Origin of the sequence: Lysinibacillus capsici (assembly GCF_003367505.1) — a bacterium.
Classification (GTDB): Bacteria; Bacillota; Bacilli; order Bacillales_A; family Planococcaceae; genus Lysinibacillus; species Lysinibacillus capsici.
This window is the reverse complement of the sequence record NZ_PXXX01000018.1, coordinates 59,539-73,755: the sequence shown is the minus strand read 5'-3', so window position 1 is coordinate 73,755 and position 14,217 is coordinate 59,539. Positions and strand designations below refer to the sequence as shown.

14 protein-coding genes are annotated in these 14,217 nt (G+C 37.1%); 7 read left to right on the top strand and 7 right to left on the bottom strand.

Translation table 11 applies throughout. The features are described from left to right. Positions 1-44 precede the first annotated feature (44 nt). On the bottom strand, positions 45-2,339 hold the full coding sequence (locus C7B89_RS15955) for a YhgE/Pip domain-containing protein (RefSeq protein WP_115674091.1): 2,295 nt from the start codon (positions 2,337-2,339) through the stop codon (positions 45-47). Positions 2,340-2,534: 195 nt separating this feature from the next. On the opposite strand from C7B89_RS15955, the gene C7B89_RS15950 reads away from it, so the two are divergent. The 5 genes from C7B89_RS15950 (at position 2,535) to cyoE (ending at position 6,467) form a co-directional block, all read left to right on the top strand. Next, positions 2,535-3,014: a thioredoxin family protein gene (locus C7B89_RS15950; RefSeq protein WP_048392230.1), complete on the top strand. Its 480-nt coding sequence runs from the start codon at positions 2,535-2,537 to the stop codon at positions 3,012-3,014. Positions 3,015-3,114: 100 nt separating this feature from the next. Then, positions 3,115-3,816 (top strand): tetratricopeptide repeat protein, encoded by a 702-nt coding sequence (locus C7B89_RS15945; protein ID WP_048392231.1) that lies wholly within the window; start codon positions 3,115-3,117, stop codon positions 3,814-3,816. Positions 3,817-3,953: 137 nt separating this feature from the next. Next, positions 3,954-4,511 carry a hypothetical protein gene (locus C7B89_RS15940; protein WP_066036433.1) on the top strand — a complete coding sequence of 186 codons (558 nt, stop codon included), beginning with the start codon at positions 3,954-3,956 and terminating at the stop codon, positions 4,509-4,511. 38 nt (positions 4,512-4,549) lie between these two features. Further along, positions 4,550-5,203: an alpha/beta hydrolase gene (locus C7B89_RS15935; RefSeq protein WP_066036432.1), complete on the top strand. Its 654-nt coding sequence runs from the start codon at positions 4,550-4,552 to the stop codon at positions 5,201-5,203. Positions 5,204-5,516: 313 nt separating this feature from the next. Continuing rightward, entirely contained in the window at positions 5,517-6,467 is a 951-nt protein-coding gene (gene cyoE, locus C7B89_RS15930) for a heme o synthase (protein ID WP_115674090.1), read from the top strand. A 69-nt stretch (positions 6,468-6,536) separates the two neighbouring features. Here the strand turns inward: cyoE and C7B89_RS15925 are convergent, their stop codons facing one another. The 6 genes from C7B89_RS15925 to C7B89_RS15900 all read right to left on the bottom strand — a co-directional run bounded on the left by C7B89_RS15925 (position 6,537) and on the right by C7B89_RS15900 (position 11,024). Next, complete coding sequence (locus tag C7B89_RS15925) at positions 6,537-7,271, bottom strand: metallophosphoesterase (protein WP_066036430.1); 735 nt, start codon at positions 7,269-7,271, stop codon at positions 6,537-6,539. Between the two features lie 260 nt (positions 7,272-7,531). Further along, on the bottom strand, positions 7,532-7,981 hold the full coding sequence (locus tag C7B89_RS15920; RefSeq protein ID WP_009370152.1) for a helix-turn-helix transcriptional regulator: 450 nt from the start codon (positions 7,979-7,981) through the stop codon (positions 7,532-7,534). Positions 7,982-8,119: 138 nt separating this feature from the next. Beyond that, entirely contained in the window at positions 8,120-8,524 is a 405-nt protein-coding gene (locus tag C7B89_RS15915; protein WP_004227282.1) for a hypothetical protein, read from the bottom strand. 90 nt (positions 8,525-8,614) lie between these two features. Beyond that, positions 8,615-9,949, bottom strand: a complete 1,335-nt coding sequence (locus tag C7B89_RS15910) for a hemolysin family protein (protein ID WP_103118437.1) — start codon at positions 9,947-9,949, stop codon at positions 8,615-8,617. 32 nt (positions 9,950-9,981) lie between these two features. Next, positions 9,982-10,323 carry a MerR family transcriptional regulator gene (locus C7B89_RS15905; protein WP_233732834.1) on the bottom strand — a complete coding sequence of 114 codons (342 nt, stop codon included), beginning with the start codon at positions 10,321-10,323 and terminating at the stop codon, positions 9,982-9,984. Between the two features lie 215 nt (positions 10,324-10,538). Beyond that, positions 10,539-11,024, bottom strand: coding sequence for a hypothetical protein (locus tag C7B89_RS15900; RefSeq protein WP_244205700.1), 486 nt, complete (start codon positions 11,022-11,024; stop codon positions 10,539-10,541). A gap of 198 nt (positions 11,025-11,222) precedes the next feature. Here C7B89_RS15900 and C7B89_RS23445 point away from each other — a divergent pair, with 198 nt between their 5' ends. Both C7B89_RS23445 and C7B89_RS15885 read left to right on the top strand, forming a co-directional pair. After that, positions 11,223-11,351: a hypothetical protein gene (locus C7B89_RS23445; protein WP_255349862.1), complete on the top strand. Its 129-nt coding sequence runs from the start codon at positions 11,223-11,225 to the stop codon at positions 11,349-11,351. 757 nt (positions 11,352-12,108) lie between these two features. Next, positions 12,109-14,196, top strand: coding sequence for a methyl-accepting chemotaxis protein (locus C7B89_RS15885; RefSeq protein ID WP_115674088.1), 2,088 nt, complete (start codon positions 12,109-12,111; stop codon positions 14,194-14,196). The last annotated feature ends 21 nt before the right edge of the window (positions 14,197-14,217 follow it).

The following is a 14,217-nucleotide window of genomic DNA, read 5'->3' as shown; positions in this document are numbered from 1 at the left end:
TATAACATCGTTTTCATAAACATTTACAGACGCCTAGTTGAAAATCAGTGAAATATATCTAATCCACGTGTTTTGTTCATGAAATGTTCCATTTTCTCGCTCAATAATTTTTTTAAGAAGAATCCGAACAGGATAAAAATGAACCAGAAACCTAATAGGAAGATGAGGTCCATCCAGACTGTTGACCAAATAATTCCGCCGACAGCTTCGCGCATCATTTCAATCGCATACGTAAATGGTAAAAAAGGGTTGATTATTTGGAAGAACCTCGGCAATAACTCGACTGGATAGGTTCCACCAGAGCCTGCAATTTGTAACACAAGCATCACAATCGCTAATGCTTTTCCTACATTACCGAAGACGGATACGAGTGTATAGACAACCGTTACAAATACGAGACTAATAAAAAGTCCAAATAAGATAAAGTAGGCAGGTGCTTGAATGGAGCCGTCTACTAAGAAAATATCTCCAATGGTAATAATGAGAGTTTGAATAAACGAGAAAGTTGCAAATGTTAAGAGTCGACCAAAGTAAATTTCTCGAATACTATAAGATGTATCTCCATGGAGATTCACAGACAATAATGAAATTAACAGTAAACAGCCTACCCAAATAGATAGTACTGTGTAAAACGGTGTCATGGCTGTTCCATAGTTCGCAATAGGGAATACGCGATGTTCCTTTAATTTAATAGGCTCCTCAAAGAAATCACGTTCGGCGTTGACATCATTTTTTAGTAATTGCACAATCTCTGCTAGATCCGCTTCTTCTTCTAAAGTTCGTAGCTTATTCGCTAATTCTTTGATTTTAGCACTTAAAGTTGGAAATTCAGTTTGTATTTTTTGAATAGCTTGATTTGCTGTTCCTAGCGTGTTTTTGGCCTGTGTCAATTTATCTGTTGCCTGAGGTATGAATTGTTTTACATTTGTCAGCATGGTAGAAGCGTTAGTTAAAGTTTGCTTCGCACTGGTAAGGGTAGAACGAATTTGTGGCTCTAGACTTTCGTTATAATAGGATAAGAATTTTTGTAAATTAGCTGTAGCATTTTGTGCGATTTGCTGAATAGCTGTAATGTCTTGCTTGATAACATCTTTATCAATTGGCTTTAATTGATCCACTTTATTTAGTAAATCGTCATGTAGAGTCTGTAATTGTTGTAATGAGTTAAGCGCATTTGACGTAGAATCAATGAAGTTTGGAGGATGTTTCAAAGCTTCGCGAATGGCTGTAAGCTGTTCGATGATTGGTTGATTCGCTTCTGCATTACTTTCCTGTAAAGAACCAATAATGGTTGTTAAAGAGTCTTCTAATTGCTTACGAGTCGAAGCATCTGCCTGAATTAATTTTTGCAGTGCCTCAAGCGTTTGAATACTCTTGTTTATGTTGTCTTTAGAAGTTGACAATTGATTTTTAAGTGCCTCTTTCGTTTGCGTAATGGAGGCAGGGTCAAAATTTATACGATTGAGCTTATTGATGATCTCTGTAAAATGTTGGGCAATATTTTGAACAGTTGTGACATCCTTTTTGATGATAGGGGATAGTTCATTAAATAAAGCATCTGCTTCATTCACTAAATGTAAACCCCTTTGAATGGTAGTTAAACCATCTGTTGTTAGTTGTTCCACCTGTGGAACTTGTGTCAGTGCCTGATTAAGTAATTGATTTGCCTCTTTTCCTTGAGTAGAGGCTTGCGTTAAAAATGAATTAATATCAGGTAAATGCTGTTCGATAGTAAAAACATAATTTTCGAATTTGCGGAAATCAGGAATGTCACGTTCCATTTCAATTCCAATTGTATTAAAAATAGAAAAAAGTGTCCCATTGACGGTGGATACAAATTCATTCGAAACCTGCTGTGTAAGTACACTCGCTCCTTTACTTGTAATTTTAGGGGCAATAGGATTCTTTTTTTCATTTACATAATAATCAATATGGGCCTTCGTTGGTTGGTCGGTTAAAATAGAGGTTAGTTTTTGCGAAAAATCATTTGGAATGATTATGACTGCAAAGTAATCACCATTTTTTAATTGTTCCTTAGCTTTTTTCTCTGTTTCGAGCTTCCAAGTAAAGCTTTTATTCGTACGTAAAGTCTCAATTACTTCATTCCCGACATTAATTGCTTCATCTCTTACCGTGGTTCCCGTATCTTCATTGACAATCGCGATTTTCATATTAGAGGTGTGAGCGTAAGGGTCCATGGAGGCATAAATATTTAGCCAGGCATAAAGAGATGGAAGAAAAATTAGTCCACCTATAATGACAGCTACGACCCAGTTTGTGACAATATTACGGATATCTTTTGTATAAATTTGAAAAACATGCTGGAACGAGTTTTTCATCATAATCACCCCACATTCAAATTTGCATGAACTCTCACTATGTATGTTCCCAAATATACTTGAAATTATGTTATAAATGTGAAATATCTTCATTTAAAGGCGAATTAGTTTACTAGGTTTTCAAAACAATTTATAATCAATCGCGAATGCACTAAAACTAGGGCTTTTAGTGTAAAAAAGGAGGTCACTACTTTAGTGAAAAAATTATTAATTATTGGTTCAGTGATTGTTGTTTTATTTGCAGCAATTATTGTGCTTACCAACGTCTCAAACAAAAGTAAATTAGAAAGTGCAAATAACCCTTATGGCGATAAAAAGCTAAAACAAGAAACAATTGATCAATTGGATGATGAAAACTATCAAAACATTATGTTACCAGACGAACTAGAAGCTAAAATTAAAGCGGGTGAACCGGTCAATGCTTACTTCTTCAGTCCAATCTGTGTACACTGTCAAGCATTTACACCAGTATTAATGCCAATTGCCGATGAGCTTGGTGTTGATATTGCTCAATTGAATGTCTATGAATACGATGATCTATGGGAAAAATATAATATTGAAGCAACACCAACATTCATTCGTTTCGAAGATGGTAAAGAAGTAAATCGCTTTGTAGGAGCTCTTAAAGAAGAAGATTTACGAACGTTCTTAAATACGGTTGTGTTAAATAAATAGAAAAGGAAGAGACTGTATCATAATTATTTAGATACGGTCTCTTTTGTTTTTGTAGTGTATACTAAAAATACTGAATAGTTGTACACTGGAGGAATTCTGAATGTCAATGGATGATTATTTTTATAATGGTGAACTGATGAAATGCTATGAATTAGCGAAGCAGGTGACAAACGAAGAGGACAAAGTATTGGCACAAAAATATATTCGATTATTAGAAGAATATGAATATGATCGTTATCCAAAGCCAACTGCTCATATCGAAGTACAGCATGTGGAACGAGCTGATGAAAGCTATCCAGAATCAGATCTAGTTGTAGAAATACGAGCAATAAAAGATGAAGAGGCATTTGCGAAGCGTATTCAGCAATTGGAGGAAGTCGCAAAAACTGGAACATCAGCTGACAAAGCGCAATCCTTTTTTACACAAGGAGAGCTGTTCTTATTCGCACATCATTACAATGAAAGTGTTCACTGTTTTCAGCAAGCAGTAAAGGAAAACCCAAATAAGGCTGTCTACTGGGGGATCACAGGGCAGACGATGCACCGCTTTGGCTGGATGCCATTTGATGCCCTCGGTTATTTGGAGCAAGCGATTCAGCTAGATCCAACAAATCCTCGTTGGAAATGGAATAGAGCCCTCGTACTTATTCAATTGGCAAAAGATTTGCAAATGGCTCCATTTATAGCGAATGCTGCACTGACATTGGAGAATGCGCTAGCTTCTTGTGGTGAAGAGCAAAAATCGTTGAAAGCTGCTATTCAAAATACAATCGACAATATGGATAGCTATGTTTTCTCATAAGATAATTGGATGTCTCCAAAGTATATGGAGTCATCCTTTTTACTTAAAAATCAAGTGAGCGGGGTTCGTTGCCATATTTCACAATCATGGTATGATAAGAAAGAAAATGATTTGTAGATATAAAGGACTGATTTTTTATGGCACAAGAAGCGGCAAATAAGTTTATAGAAAACGTATGTAATCATTTAGTTCGCAATATGAATATTACAAAAGTGGAAGAGCATTTTAAAGAAACAATTACTATGCAGCGACAATCAGCCGCAACATCTATGGACTTTTGGGACATGTTGATGATTAATATGCTTTATTTTACTGAGAATGAACAGGCTTGGGAGCAGGAATTTCTAAATATGCTTCAAGCTAAGGAGTGGCTAAAGCCATCAGCTCTTGAAGAGGAATTATTAATGCATCAGATGCGAATTCGTCAACAAGTGGCAGAGCAATTGGATGCTGCAAAGAATTTATTCCATAAGCAATATGAGACAGAAGGCATGACAGAGGAAGCGATTATTTATGACTATGCCTATAGCTCTGCTGGGCATTCCATGCGTATGGATTTATTAACCGTGCTTGTATCCACGCCAGAGCAATCAAAAATACTCTTTGATGCAGATCCACAAGAAACGATACGAATTGTCAATGGCTATATTGCCTACCATACAGATGGATTAATTAATAAAACAAAATTACACTAATTTTGTTACAAAGCTTCACGCGAAAGGAATTTGATTAAATGAATACACCATTTACTTTTAACCATACACAACCAACAAATATGGACCCTACGAAGAAGTACCCTGCTATTTTTTTGCTTCATGGCATGGGCAGCCATGAAGATGATTTACCACAATTAGTGCAGGATTTTCAAGAGCAATGTCATATATTTAGCTTACGAGGGCCAATTACGCAACATCCCGGCTATGCTTTTTTTACCATTCAAGAGGTGGGGCAACCAGATCGTGCAATCTTCGATAAAGTGTTGATTGCATTGCAACGATTTATATTAGAGGCTATCGAAGAATATCAAATCGATCCTCATAAAGTATTTGTTTTAGGCTTTAGCCAAGGTGCGGTTTTAGCACAATCACTTGCCTTTGTGATGGGGAATTTAGTGACGGGTATTGTTGCATTAAGTGGCTATACGCCAAAGTTTGTGACGGAGGAGTATGCTATTCGTTCTGTAGAACATTTACATGCTTTTATTTCGCACGGTGATTATGATTATGTAATACCTTCTCAATGGGGAATGGAAAGCAAGGAGATCTTTGAACAATTTGGTGCCACGGTGACATTTAAACAATACCCAGATGGACATGGTGTAACACCTGATAATCTACGTGATCTAGTAGCATTTTTAGCGCAGCAACTACAGGAAGAAATTCAATAAAAGGAAATCCGAGGCAAAAATTTGTCTCGGTTTTTTTGGCTATCGTAATATGACCTATTCTCAAATTATTTTTCTCCAATAGTGTTTGGAAGAATCGAGGCAAGAAGGTTCAAATTCACGTCAGTCGGTGGTATCATAGTAGATGTTGTGAATGAACGTGCTTTGTTAGATGAAAAACATGTACTTTATGTGAAAAGAGAGACAGAACAGAACTAAAAGGGGTAAAATAATAATTTGATGTGCTAGATGCAAATTTTGTCGCTTTCTATCGATGAAAGCGTGTAGAAATTATGGAGAAAAGGAATTAAGCTGAATGGAACAAAATCTGAAAACGGAGCATAAACCACTATCCTCCGAAAAAACAAGAGGGAAGTCATCACGTTCTTCTATTTTAGCGCAAACCGTCAAGACAGGGATTATCAAATCCAATTTAATACCTATGTGGGCTGGTTTAACGCTAGGCATGTACAAAAATAAAATGACATTTGTAGACAATATACCAGAAATTATTTTTTCAACAATCGGTTCCGCCCTTGTCATTGGAGCTGCGGGGGCCTTTAATAATGTCTATGATCGTGATATTGATGCAATTATGCCTCGTACACAAAGCAGACCAACTGTAACAGGTGAAATGTCAGCAAAATCTACTTTATCATTAGCTGTTGTAATGTTAATTATTGGCGTAGCTGTGCTGGCACTTGCTTCACCTTTAGCAGCGGCATTTGGATTATTAGGTGTATTCCTATATGTAGTCCCTTATACAATGTGGACAAAGCGTCGTACGATATATAATACAGAAATCGGTAGTATTAGTGGTGCGGTGCCACCATTAATAGGTTGGTCTGCTGTATCTACAGATATTACACACCCAGCGATACTTGGTTTATTTTTTGTTATGGTCATTTGGCAAATGCCTCACTTTTATGCTATTGCCATTCGCAAACGTATAGACTATGAAGCAGCCAGTGTACCCATGCTACCAGTTATCAAAGGGATGCGTCGAACGTATTATCAAACCAATTTCTATTTAATACTATTGATTCTATCAAGCTTTTTATTTGGCTCGCTAAGTGTAGGCATCATGCTTGTGGCATTGATCTTAAGTGTTGCTTGGCTAGTGATGAGTATTTACGGTTATCATAGTAATACAGATCAAGTGAAATGGGCTACCAAAATGTTTGTTTTTTCCCTATTCCATATGACTATACTATTCACAACTGTTATTGTGTACTCGCTAGTAGGAGTTATTTTTAAGTTATATTAATTTTTCAAAAATTGCCCTGAAAAAAATAAAGTTGTGCGAAAACAATTACGAAAATAAAAACCAACAAGTTTACTCGTCACTTGTTGGTTTTTTATTGTCGACAGAAATGATTTGGCGGCTAGGCCACTCGAATGCATGTAACTGTCCGCCAAACACAGCTCCACCATCAATGCCAATAATATTATTTTCTCCGAAATAAACACGATAATCAGTTGGATCATGATGCAGGTTATACGTAGGGGTATGGCCGAAGATTACTGTTTTTTCCCCTTGATAGCCTGCGTGGAATTCCTCACGAATCCAAAGTAAGCGCATGGGGTCAGTTTCGGCTATTGCAGCACCTGGCACAACGCCACCGTGGACGAAAATAGCATCTTCTAACTCAATATATATTTCAAATGTCTCGATTAACTGTAAATGTTCTTCAAGCTTAGGGAGCGTTTTAATAAAGCTAGGCAGAGTATTACTTTGGATGGCTTCCTCAAAGTCTGCCAACTGATAGCCATAGCTTGCTAATGTTGCCTCACCACCACAAAGCCCTACCCAATGGTTCCATGGCTTAGCAAGACCTGAACGGCATGCATTGAGCATGATCGCCTCATGATTGCCTAGTAAAACTCGTGCACCTTTTGTCTGTAATTCACTCACTAAATTTAACACACCACTAGAAGAGGGCCCTCTATCAATATAATCACCAAGAAGAAAAAGCTGGTCGTTCATTGGGTCATAGTTTGCTTTTAATAATAATTCTTCCAGTAGCCCTAATTCTCCATGTATGTCACTAATTGCTAGTATACGGTTCATTTACGAGCATCCTTTCTAATAGTACAGCTTTACCCTTAAGTATAGAGAATTATTCTACAAGTTTCGACTTTTCTAGCTTCTCCTAGCTTTTTTCATAGAATTTTTAAAGAAACAATTCTCTTACTACTATGTTTATCATATGAAGGATGTTTTTATAGCTTTATTCATTTGTCTAGAGAAGATGGGTGATGAGAGGAGGGAAATGCTTGAAACGTAACAGCAGAAGCAAATTGCTATGCTCCTACTGTTTGACTTAAAAATTATATCTGTAGTTTTTCCCATGCTTGCTTAGCTATTTGTTCATCAAATGTTGAAATGAGGCGAAAATTATTGCTGTCTAAAATGCGATAATGCTGACTGATGACGTTTTGCTGTAGTCGAAAACCACCATACTCCTGAATGTTTTTCCACCATATGTATCCACCCATTGTTTTCTCTTTTGGCTGCAATGTTCCATTATTTGCGATTAAATCTACAACCTCTAATGGATCACCACCAAGCTCATGCTGTAAAATCGTACTGTCTCTACACAATGTGCAAACTGTAACAGTGGTTGTCCAGCCAGCTAGTATACGGCCCTTTTCAATTTGGACAAGTGTTTTTTTTGATAATCCTAGTAAATCACTCATTTGATCCTGTGTGAAAGCTTTTTCTGTACGGATTAATTTCAGTTTTTCTGAAACGAGTGTGATTAATTGTTCACGATTCATCCTAACACCCCTTATTTTCAGATTGTTAAGTTCCATTATACATGAAAGTAAAGAAGCGTGTTTTTCTTTCACCTTGGGAAGTGGCAGAGGTCGCGTAAAATTAAAACAGACTGCCCCTAATGGACAGTCTGTTGGATGTTAGATTTCATATTTTTTCGTATCCGAGATCACCCTGAAGTGGATGCCTTTAATCTGTGCGCTGACTTTATGGCGGAGTGTATCAATATCCACAAGCTCCTCTTTATTTTTGACACACACAGCAATCTCTTGTAAAAGCTTTGTAAAAGATTCTTTAAATAGAGAGCGCATATTATCGAAATCTAAACTACGAAAACTCCCATCAATATCGAAAGCTTCAACTGAATTTAATTGCTTGGAAGCTCCTGCAAACCGATCATCGTAGACTGTGTAATTTTCATCTGTTACCACGATAATAAATAGAACTTCTCCTGTGATTGTTTTTAACTCAATATTTGTTTTGTGTTTTTTTACATCAGTAATAATGTGAATACCATCTGAATGATATAGCTTAAATAATGTCATGTGTATGGCCCCCTGCAACTAAAATCATTTTCTCTATTCATTATATAGTGAAATGGCTAATAATGGAATAAGGAATACTGTTTCCTACTGTTACGATTGAACCTCTGTTTTAAGAGGTGGACTTTTTCGAAGAGGACGAACCTCTATATAATGAATTTGATGACCTTGTTGCTCATAGATGCTAAAAATATAGGAGCCTAGCTCAATATTTTTTGAAGCTTTAATGCCGTTATTCACAGTTAAGAACCAACCACCTAATGTTTCCACTTCTTCAGCATCCAGGGTAATGTTTAATAGATTTTCTACATCTTCCACAAGCATTTTTGCATTTAATAAATAGTGATGATCTGTAATTTTTCGAATATCCGCAATTTCATCATCATCAAACTCATCTCGAATTTCACCAACAATTTCTTCTAAAATATCTTCAACCGTTACAAGACCAGATGTACCACCATATTCATCCATTAGGATAGCCATATGGATTCGTTCCTTTTGCATACGTACAAGTAATTCTTGAATGGGCATTGTTTCAATTACGCGAATGACAGGATTTATGAAATCTTCTAGAACTAAGGAGTCGTCTGTAAGTTGTTCAAGTAGACCCTGCGTTAATAGTTCTTTCGCATTGATGAAACCTAATATATTATCTCGGTCCCCATCATAGATCGGGTAACGCGTATATTTTTCAGAAGCGATGTAATGAATAATGTTTGTAAAAGATTCATTTTGTTCAATTCCAATAATTTCTGTTCGGGGAACCATGATTTCACGAGCAATACGTTCATCAAATTCAAAGACGTTATTGACATATTTGAGCTCAGATTTATTGATTTCACCACTCTTAAAGCTTTCAGACAGTAATAATCGCAATTCTTCCTCTGTATGAGATAGCTCATGTTCGCTAGCAGGTTTCATTCCGAATAAGCCAACTAACACGCGTGCAGAACCGTTCAAGAACCAAATAAATGGATACATGATCTTATAGAAAAACATAATGGGTTTTGCAAAAAGAAGTGTAATGGATTCAGCTTTTTGAATGGCAGCTGTTTTTGGGGCTAATTCGCCGACCACTACATGTAAAAATGTAGCAATGGCAAAGGCTGTTCCAATTGTAAAGATCGTCATATATTTATCAGAAATGCCGATTATTTCGAATAGCGGGTGAAGCATAAATTCAAAAGTTTTTTCACCAACCATCCCGATACCAAGAGCGGTTACAGTAATCCCTAATTGACACGCTGATAAGTATTCATCTAAGTGTTGAACAACATGTTTAGCAGCAACTGCTTTTTTATTGCCTTCTGCAACCAGCTGATCGAGTCTTGAGGAACGTACTTTTACAATGGCAAATTCTGTTGCCACGAAAAAGCCTGTTAAAGCTAATAGAATGGTAAAAATCGATAGGTTTATTATGGTCTCCAAATAGTCGTTCTGTAAAAACAGAACGTCACCTCCTAATTATGAATGAGTAATAATAAAGATTGCATTAATGCAATACTTTCGGGTGAAACATTTTTCTTAATCGTTTCAATTTTTTTATCATCTTGCTTGTTCATTTGTGCGAGCAGAGATGTAACATCATGCTCTAAATCTTGCATTTTTAAACGAAGCACCTGTACATCGATTTCTTCATAGGGTGTGATGTTTAACTCATGTTGGATTTGTACAAGTGAAAGCCCCTGTTGTTTGCGCTGTTCAATAAATTGAAGCCGTTTAATCATGGCTTGGTCATAGTAGCGATAATTTGCTGCAGAACGTTCTGCATCTAGCAAACCAATATTTGTATAGTAATCAATTGTTCGTTTAGTAATGCCTGTTTTTTCTGCAAGCTCGCCAATCTTTAATTTTTCTGTCCCAATGCAAACACCTCCAAACCATCACGTGATACTTTGATTATAACGTGATGGTTTTAGTTTATTCAAATGATAGCCTTTGATATTTCGAAATTATAAGATTTTTTACAAAAAAAGAACGTTTCTACCATGATTAAATGGTAGAGACGTTCCTAGGTTTAAGGAAGTAAATAAATATCGTATAGGTGATGGAGTGCTTCCTCACCATTTTTTTGTAAGAGAATTTCATCATTATATGTAAGTGTTATGCTCGTTTGTTGGCTATCAATTTTGTCGTCAATTATTTGACAGGTAACAGTCACAAAGCCTGATTCAGTAAGCTTTTCTTTCATATCGTCACTCCACGCCTGATCAGAAAATAGTGGAGGCTGCCAAGTACCTCTCACATGTAGCTCATTTTTTTCAAGGTCATAATCCCAGCGTATGTCACGTAAAATAGTTTTAAATAGGTCATTAACCGTAAACGATGTATCTTTATAGTTAATGTCTAGAGCACGTATTGCATGGACATCTCGGCTAACTGCACTAGCTGCGGAATTAGCAGCTGAATTGATGCCTGAGGCAGCATCTTTAATTTCTGAAAATCGACCACCACAGCCAGAAAGTAGTGCGCAGATGCATGTGATACAAGCAACTTTTGTCATCCATTTCACAAGTAGTCCCTCCAGTCTAGTAAGTTGTTATAACTATCTTAACGAAAAGAAAAATATGAAGAAAGGGCATGAAGGCGGTAGTTTGTGACGGTTTTGCAACGATGCGACCTCCACTTGATTGTTCGGCATTTGAGAATTATATAAGTCTGAATATTTAGTAAAAAAACAAAAGAATGGGAGCGGTTTGTGATGAAAATTAATGATGAAATGCTTGATCGATTAGGAACATATTTTGTTTATCATGCTGTTTATGATACTTATGGGATTACGTTTGAAAACTTTGTGGAGCGTTGGCTACGAGGCATACTTGACATATAATGAGCTGTACTTTAAAAAACTCCTGGAAACAGGAGTTTTTATCTATAAAAAATACATATTTACTCTTAAACGAGATACTTTACTCATGTCTAATGATGCTATAATTAGCTTAATTGGTTACGTATCTATTACTTTCTATCTAAAGGGGATGATGCATATGAATTTATTGGGGAAAATTCTCACAACTGTCATTGGAACAGTAGGTATTCGTAATTCTAACAGCTGTGAATATTTATCAAACAAAAAATTTAACGATAGAAACAGCTCAAAAAATGGCACAAGCAGAAACATCTAATATCGCGTACCAGATTCAAAATTTAATAAACAAGCACTTGATGTCTTCTTACAACATATCGTTGTTACTGTGGCGCAAATTGAGGAAGTGACAACTGCCTCTCTTTTAATTTAAAAGGAAATGGTAGAGGTAGTGCGGGCAGTGGAAAAATATGACGGCTGTCAACCAGCAATCCTCAGCAGAAACAAGGGAGCTATTAGCAACGATGGAGCAGCAAAATCCCGCGGTTCAAAAAATATGGCATAAAGCTTATAAGGTATGACGAACTCCTTACAACAAACACTAGCAAAATTCCATTTTTTAGTAGAGAACTAAGACTGCATGTCATCTTCTGTACAACGGGATGACATACGGCTATTTGTAAGTTAATTACCACCAAAAATATTTTTCTGAATATTTAGTTATTTATTGACGCATAAATGCTATTATTTATTTAGTTGCTATAGGCAGGAGCTGGTACATATGAAATTACTACATAAAATATCACTGACAACGTTATCTACAATGATGATTGTGTTCATCATTATTTTAAGTGTCAATATTGTAAAAACTAATTCATTAGCAGTGGAGGATGCACGACAGCTTGCTCAATCGCGGGCGTCCGAAAGTGCATATAAAATGCAAATGGAACTTGATTATGCGATGGATACAGCAAGGACAGTAGCCTCTAATCTCCAAGCAATGGTAGCCAATCATAAGGGAGATCGTGATTTAGCAAACGAGATGCTCAAACAATTACTCGAACACAATGACACCTTTCTAGGGGTTTGGACGATTTGGGAGCCAAATGCCTTTGATGGACAAGATGCTCATTTTGCCAATTTGAAAGGGCATGATGCATCAGGTCGTTTCCTTCCATATTGGGCACGCAGCAACAATGGTGTGACGCTTGCTCCTCTAGAAGACTATGAAACTAGTGATTATTATGTATTACCTAAAACGTTGAAACAAGAGGTTATTTTAGAGCCGTTAACTTACCCAGTTGACGGTCAGGATGTATTGATGACTTCCACAGCTATACCTATTCAAATAGATGGAAAAGTCGTTGGTCTTGTTGGAATTGATATAAGCTTAGAGACATTGGTAGCCATTAATAATGAAATTGTACTCTATGATACAGGGTATAGTGCCATTGTGTCTCATAAGGGGACATTTGTTTCCCACCCATCTCCTGATTATGTCAATAGACCAGTGACTGAAATGGAAAAATATAAAAATACGGATAAAATTTTGTCTGCTGTTGAACAGGGCAAACCCTATCTAGTAGAGGATTATTCATCCTATTTACAGGAAGCTTCCTTTATTGCTGTCTCACCTATCCAAATTGGTCAAACGTCGACACCGTGGGCATTGCAGGTAATTATTCCATCTGATGAGGTAATGGCAGCCGCAAGTGAGGCAATGTGGTTATCAATACTACTAGCTATTATTGGTATTATTGTATTAGTTGGTGCCATTACTTGGATAGCTCAACGGATCGTCAAACCAGTAGTTCAGACAGTGGAACAGGTCAAAACCATTGCTGGTGGAAATTTAGCAGTGGAGCCGTTACAGGTTCGTTCGAAGGATGAAATTGGCGAGCTTGCACATGCAATGAATCATATGACAGACAATATGCGTGAGCTGTTACAAGCGGCTACACATATTTCCAATCAGGTGAATGTATACAGCGGAGAATTACGTGCTTCTACCAATGATATGAGCATCAGTATCGAACAGGTGCTAACAACAACAAGTGAGTTGGCGACAGGTGCTACCGTACAAGCCGAACAGGCCTCTACTACTTTAGGCGTTACACAAGAGGTTGAGCAGAAATTGCAAGCAATTCAAATGGCAATTGAAGAAATGCTTCAGGATTCTCAGCTTACAACAGCGTCTTCTAAACAAGGATTAATTCATGCAGAGCAGTCTATTCAAGGGATGGAAGTGATGTCTGAAAAAGTGTCACTGACAGCTATGGTCGTCCAACAGCTCAGCGACCAATCAACAGAAATTAATCGTATTTTACAAGTCATTAATGCTATTGCAGGTCAAACAAATTTATTAGCATTAAATGCGGCGATAGAAGCTGCTCGTGCAGGTGAGCATGGCAAGGGCTTTTCGATTGTGGCAGAGGAAGTACGAAAGCTTGCAGAAGAATCAGCCAAATCAACAAGCCAAATCGCCTCCATTATTGATATGGTTGTTAGGGAAGCAGCAAAGGCTAGTGATGCTATGCAAAGTGTTGTCTTAGCTGTGGAAAACAATACGCAATATATTGATGCCAATAAGCAGGCACTTGATGCGATTTTACGCCATATTGTCGATACAGTAGCGCAAATCGATAATGTGACAGCTGCCTCCAGTGTCATTCAAAGGGAGACGCAGGAGGTTGTACGTGCAGTGGAAAATATGACAGCTGTTAGCCAGCAATCCTCAGCAGGAACAGAGGAGTTATTGGCAACGATGGAACAGCAGAATTTAGCGGTTCATGACATCAATAGCAAAGCCCAACAATTAACAGCTATGACGGACTCTTTACAGGCAGCACTAGCTAAATTTCAATATTAAATTAAAAGAGCTGTAGGCAAG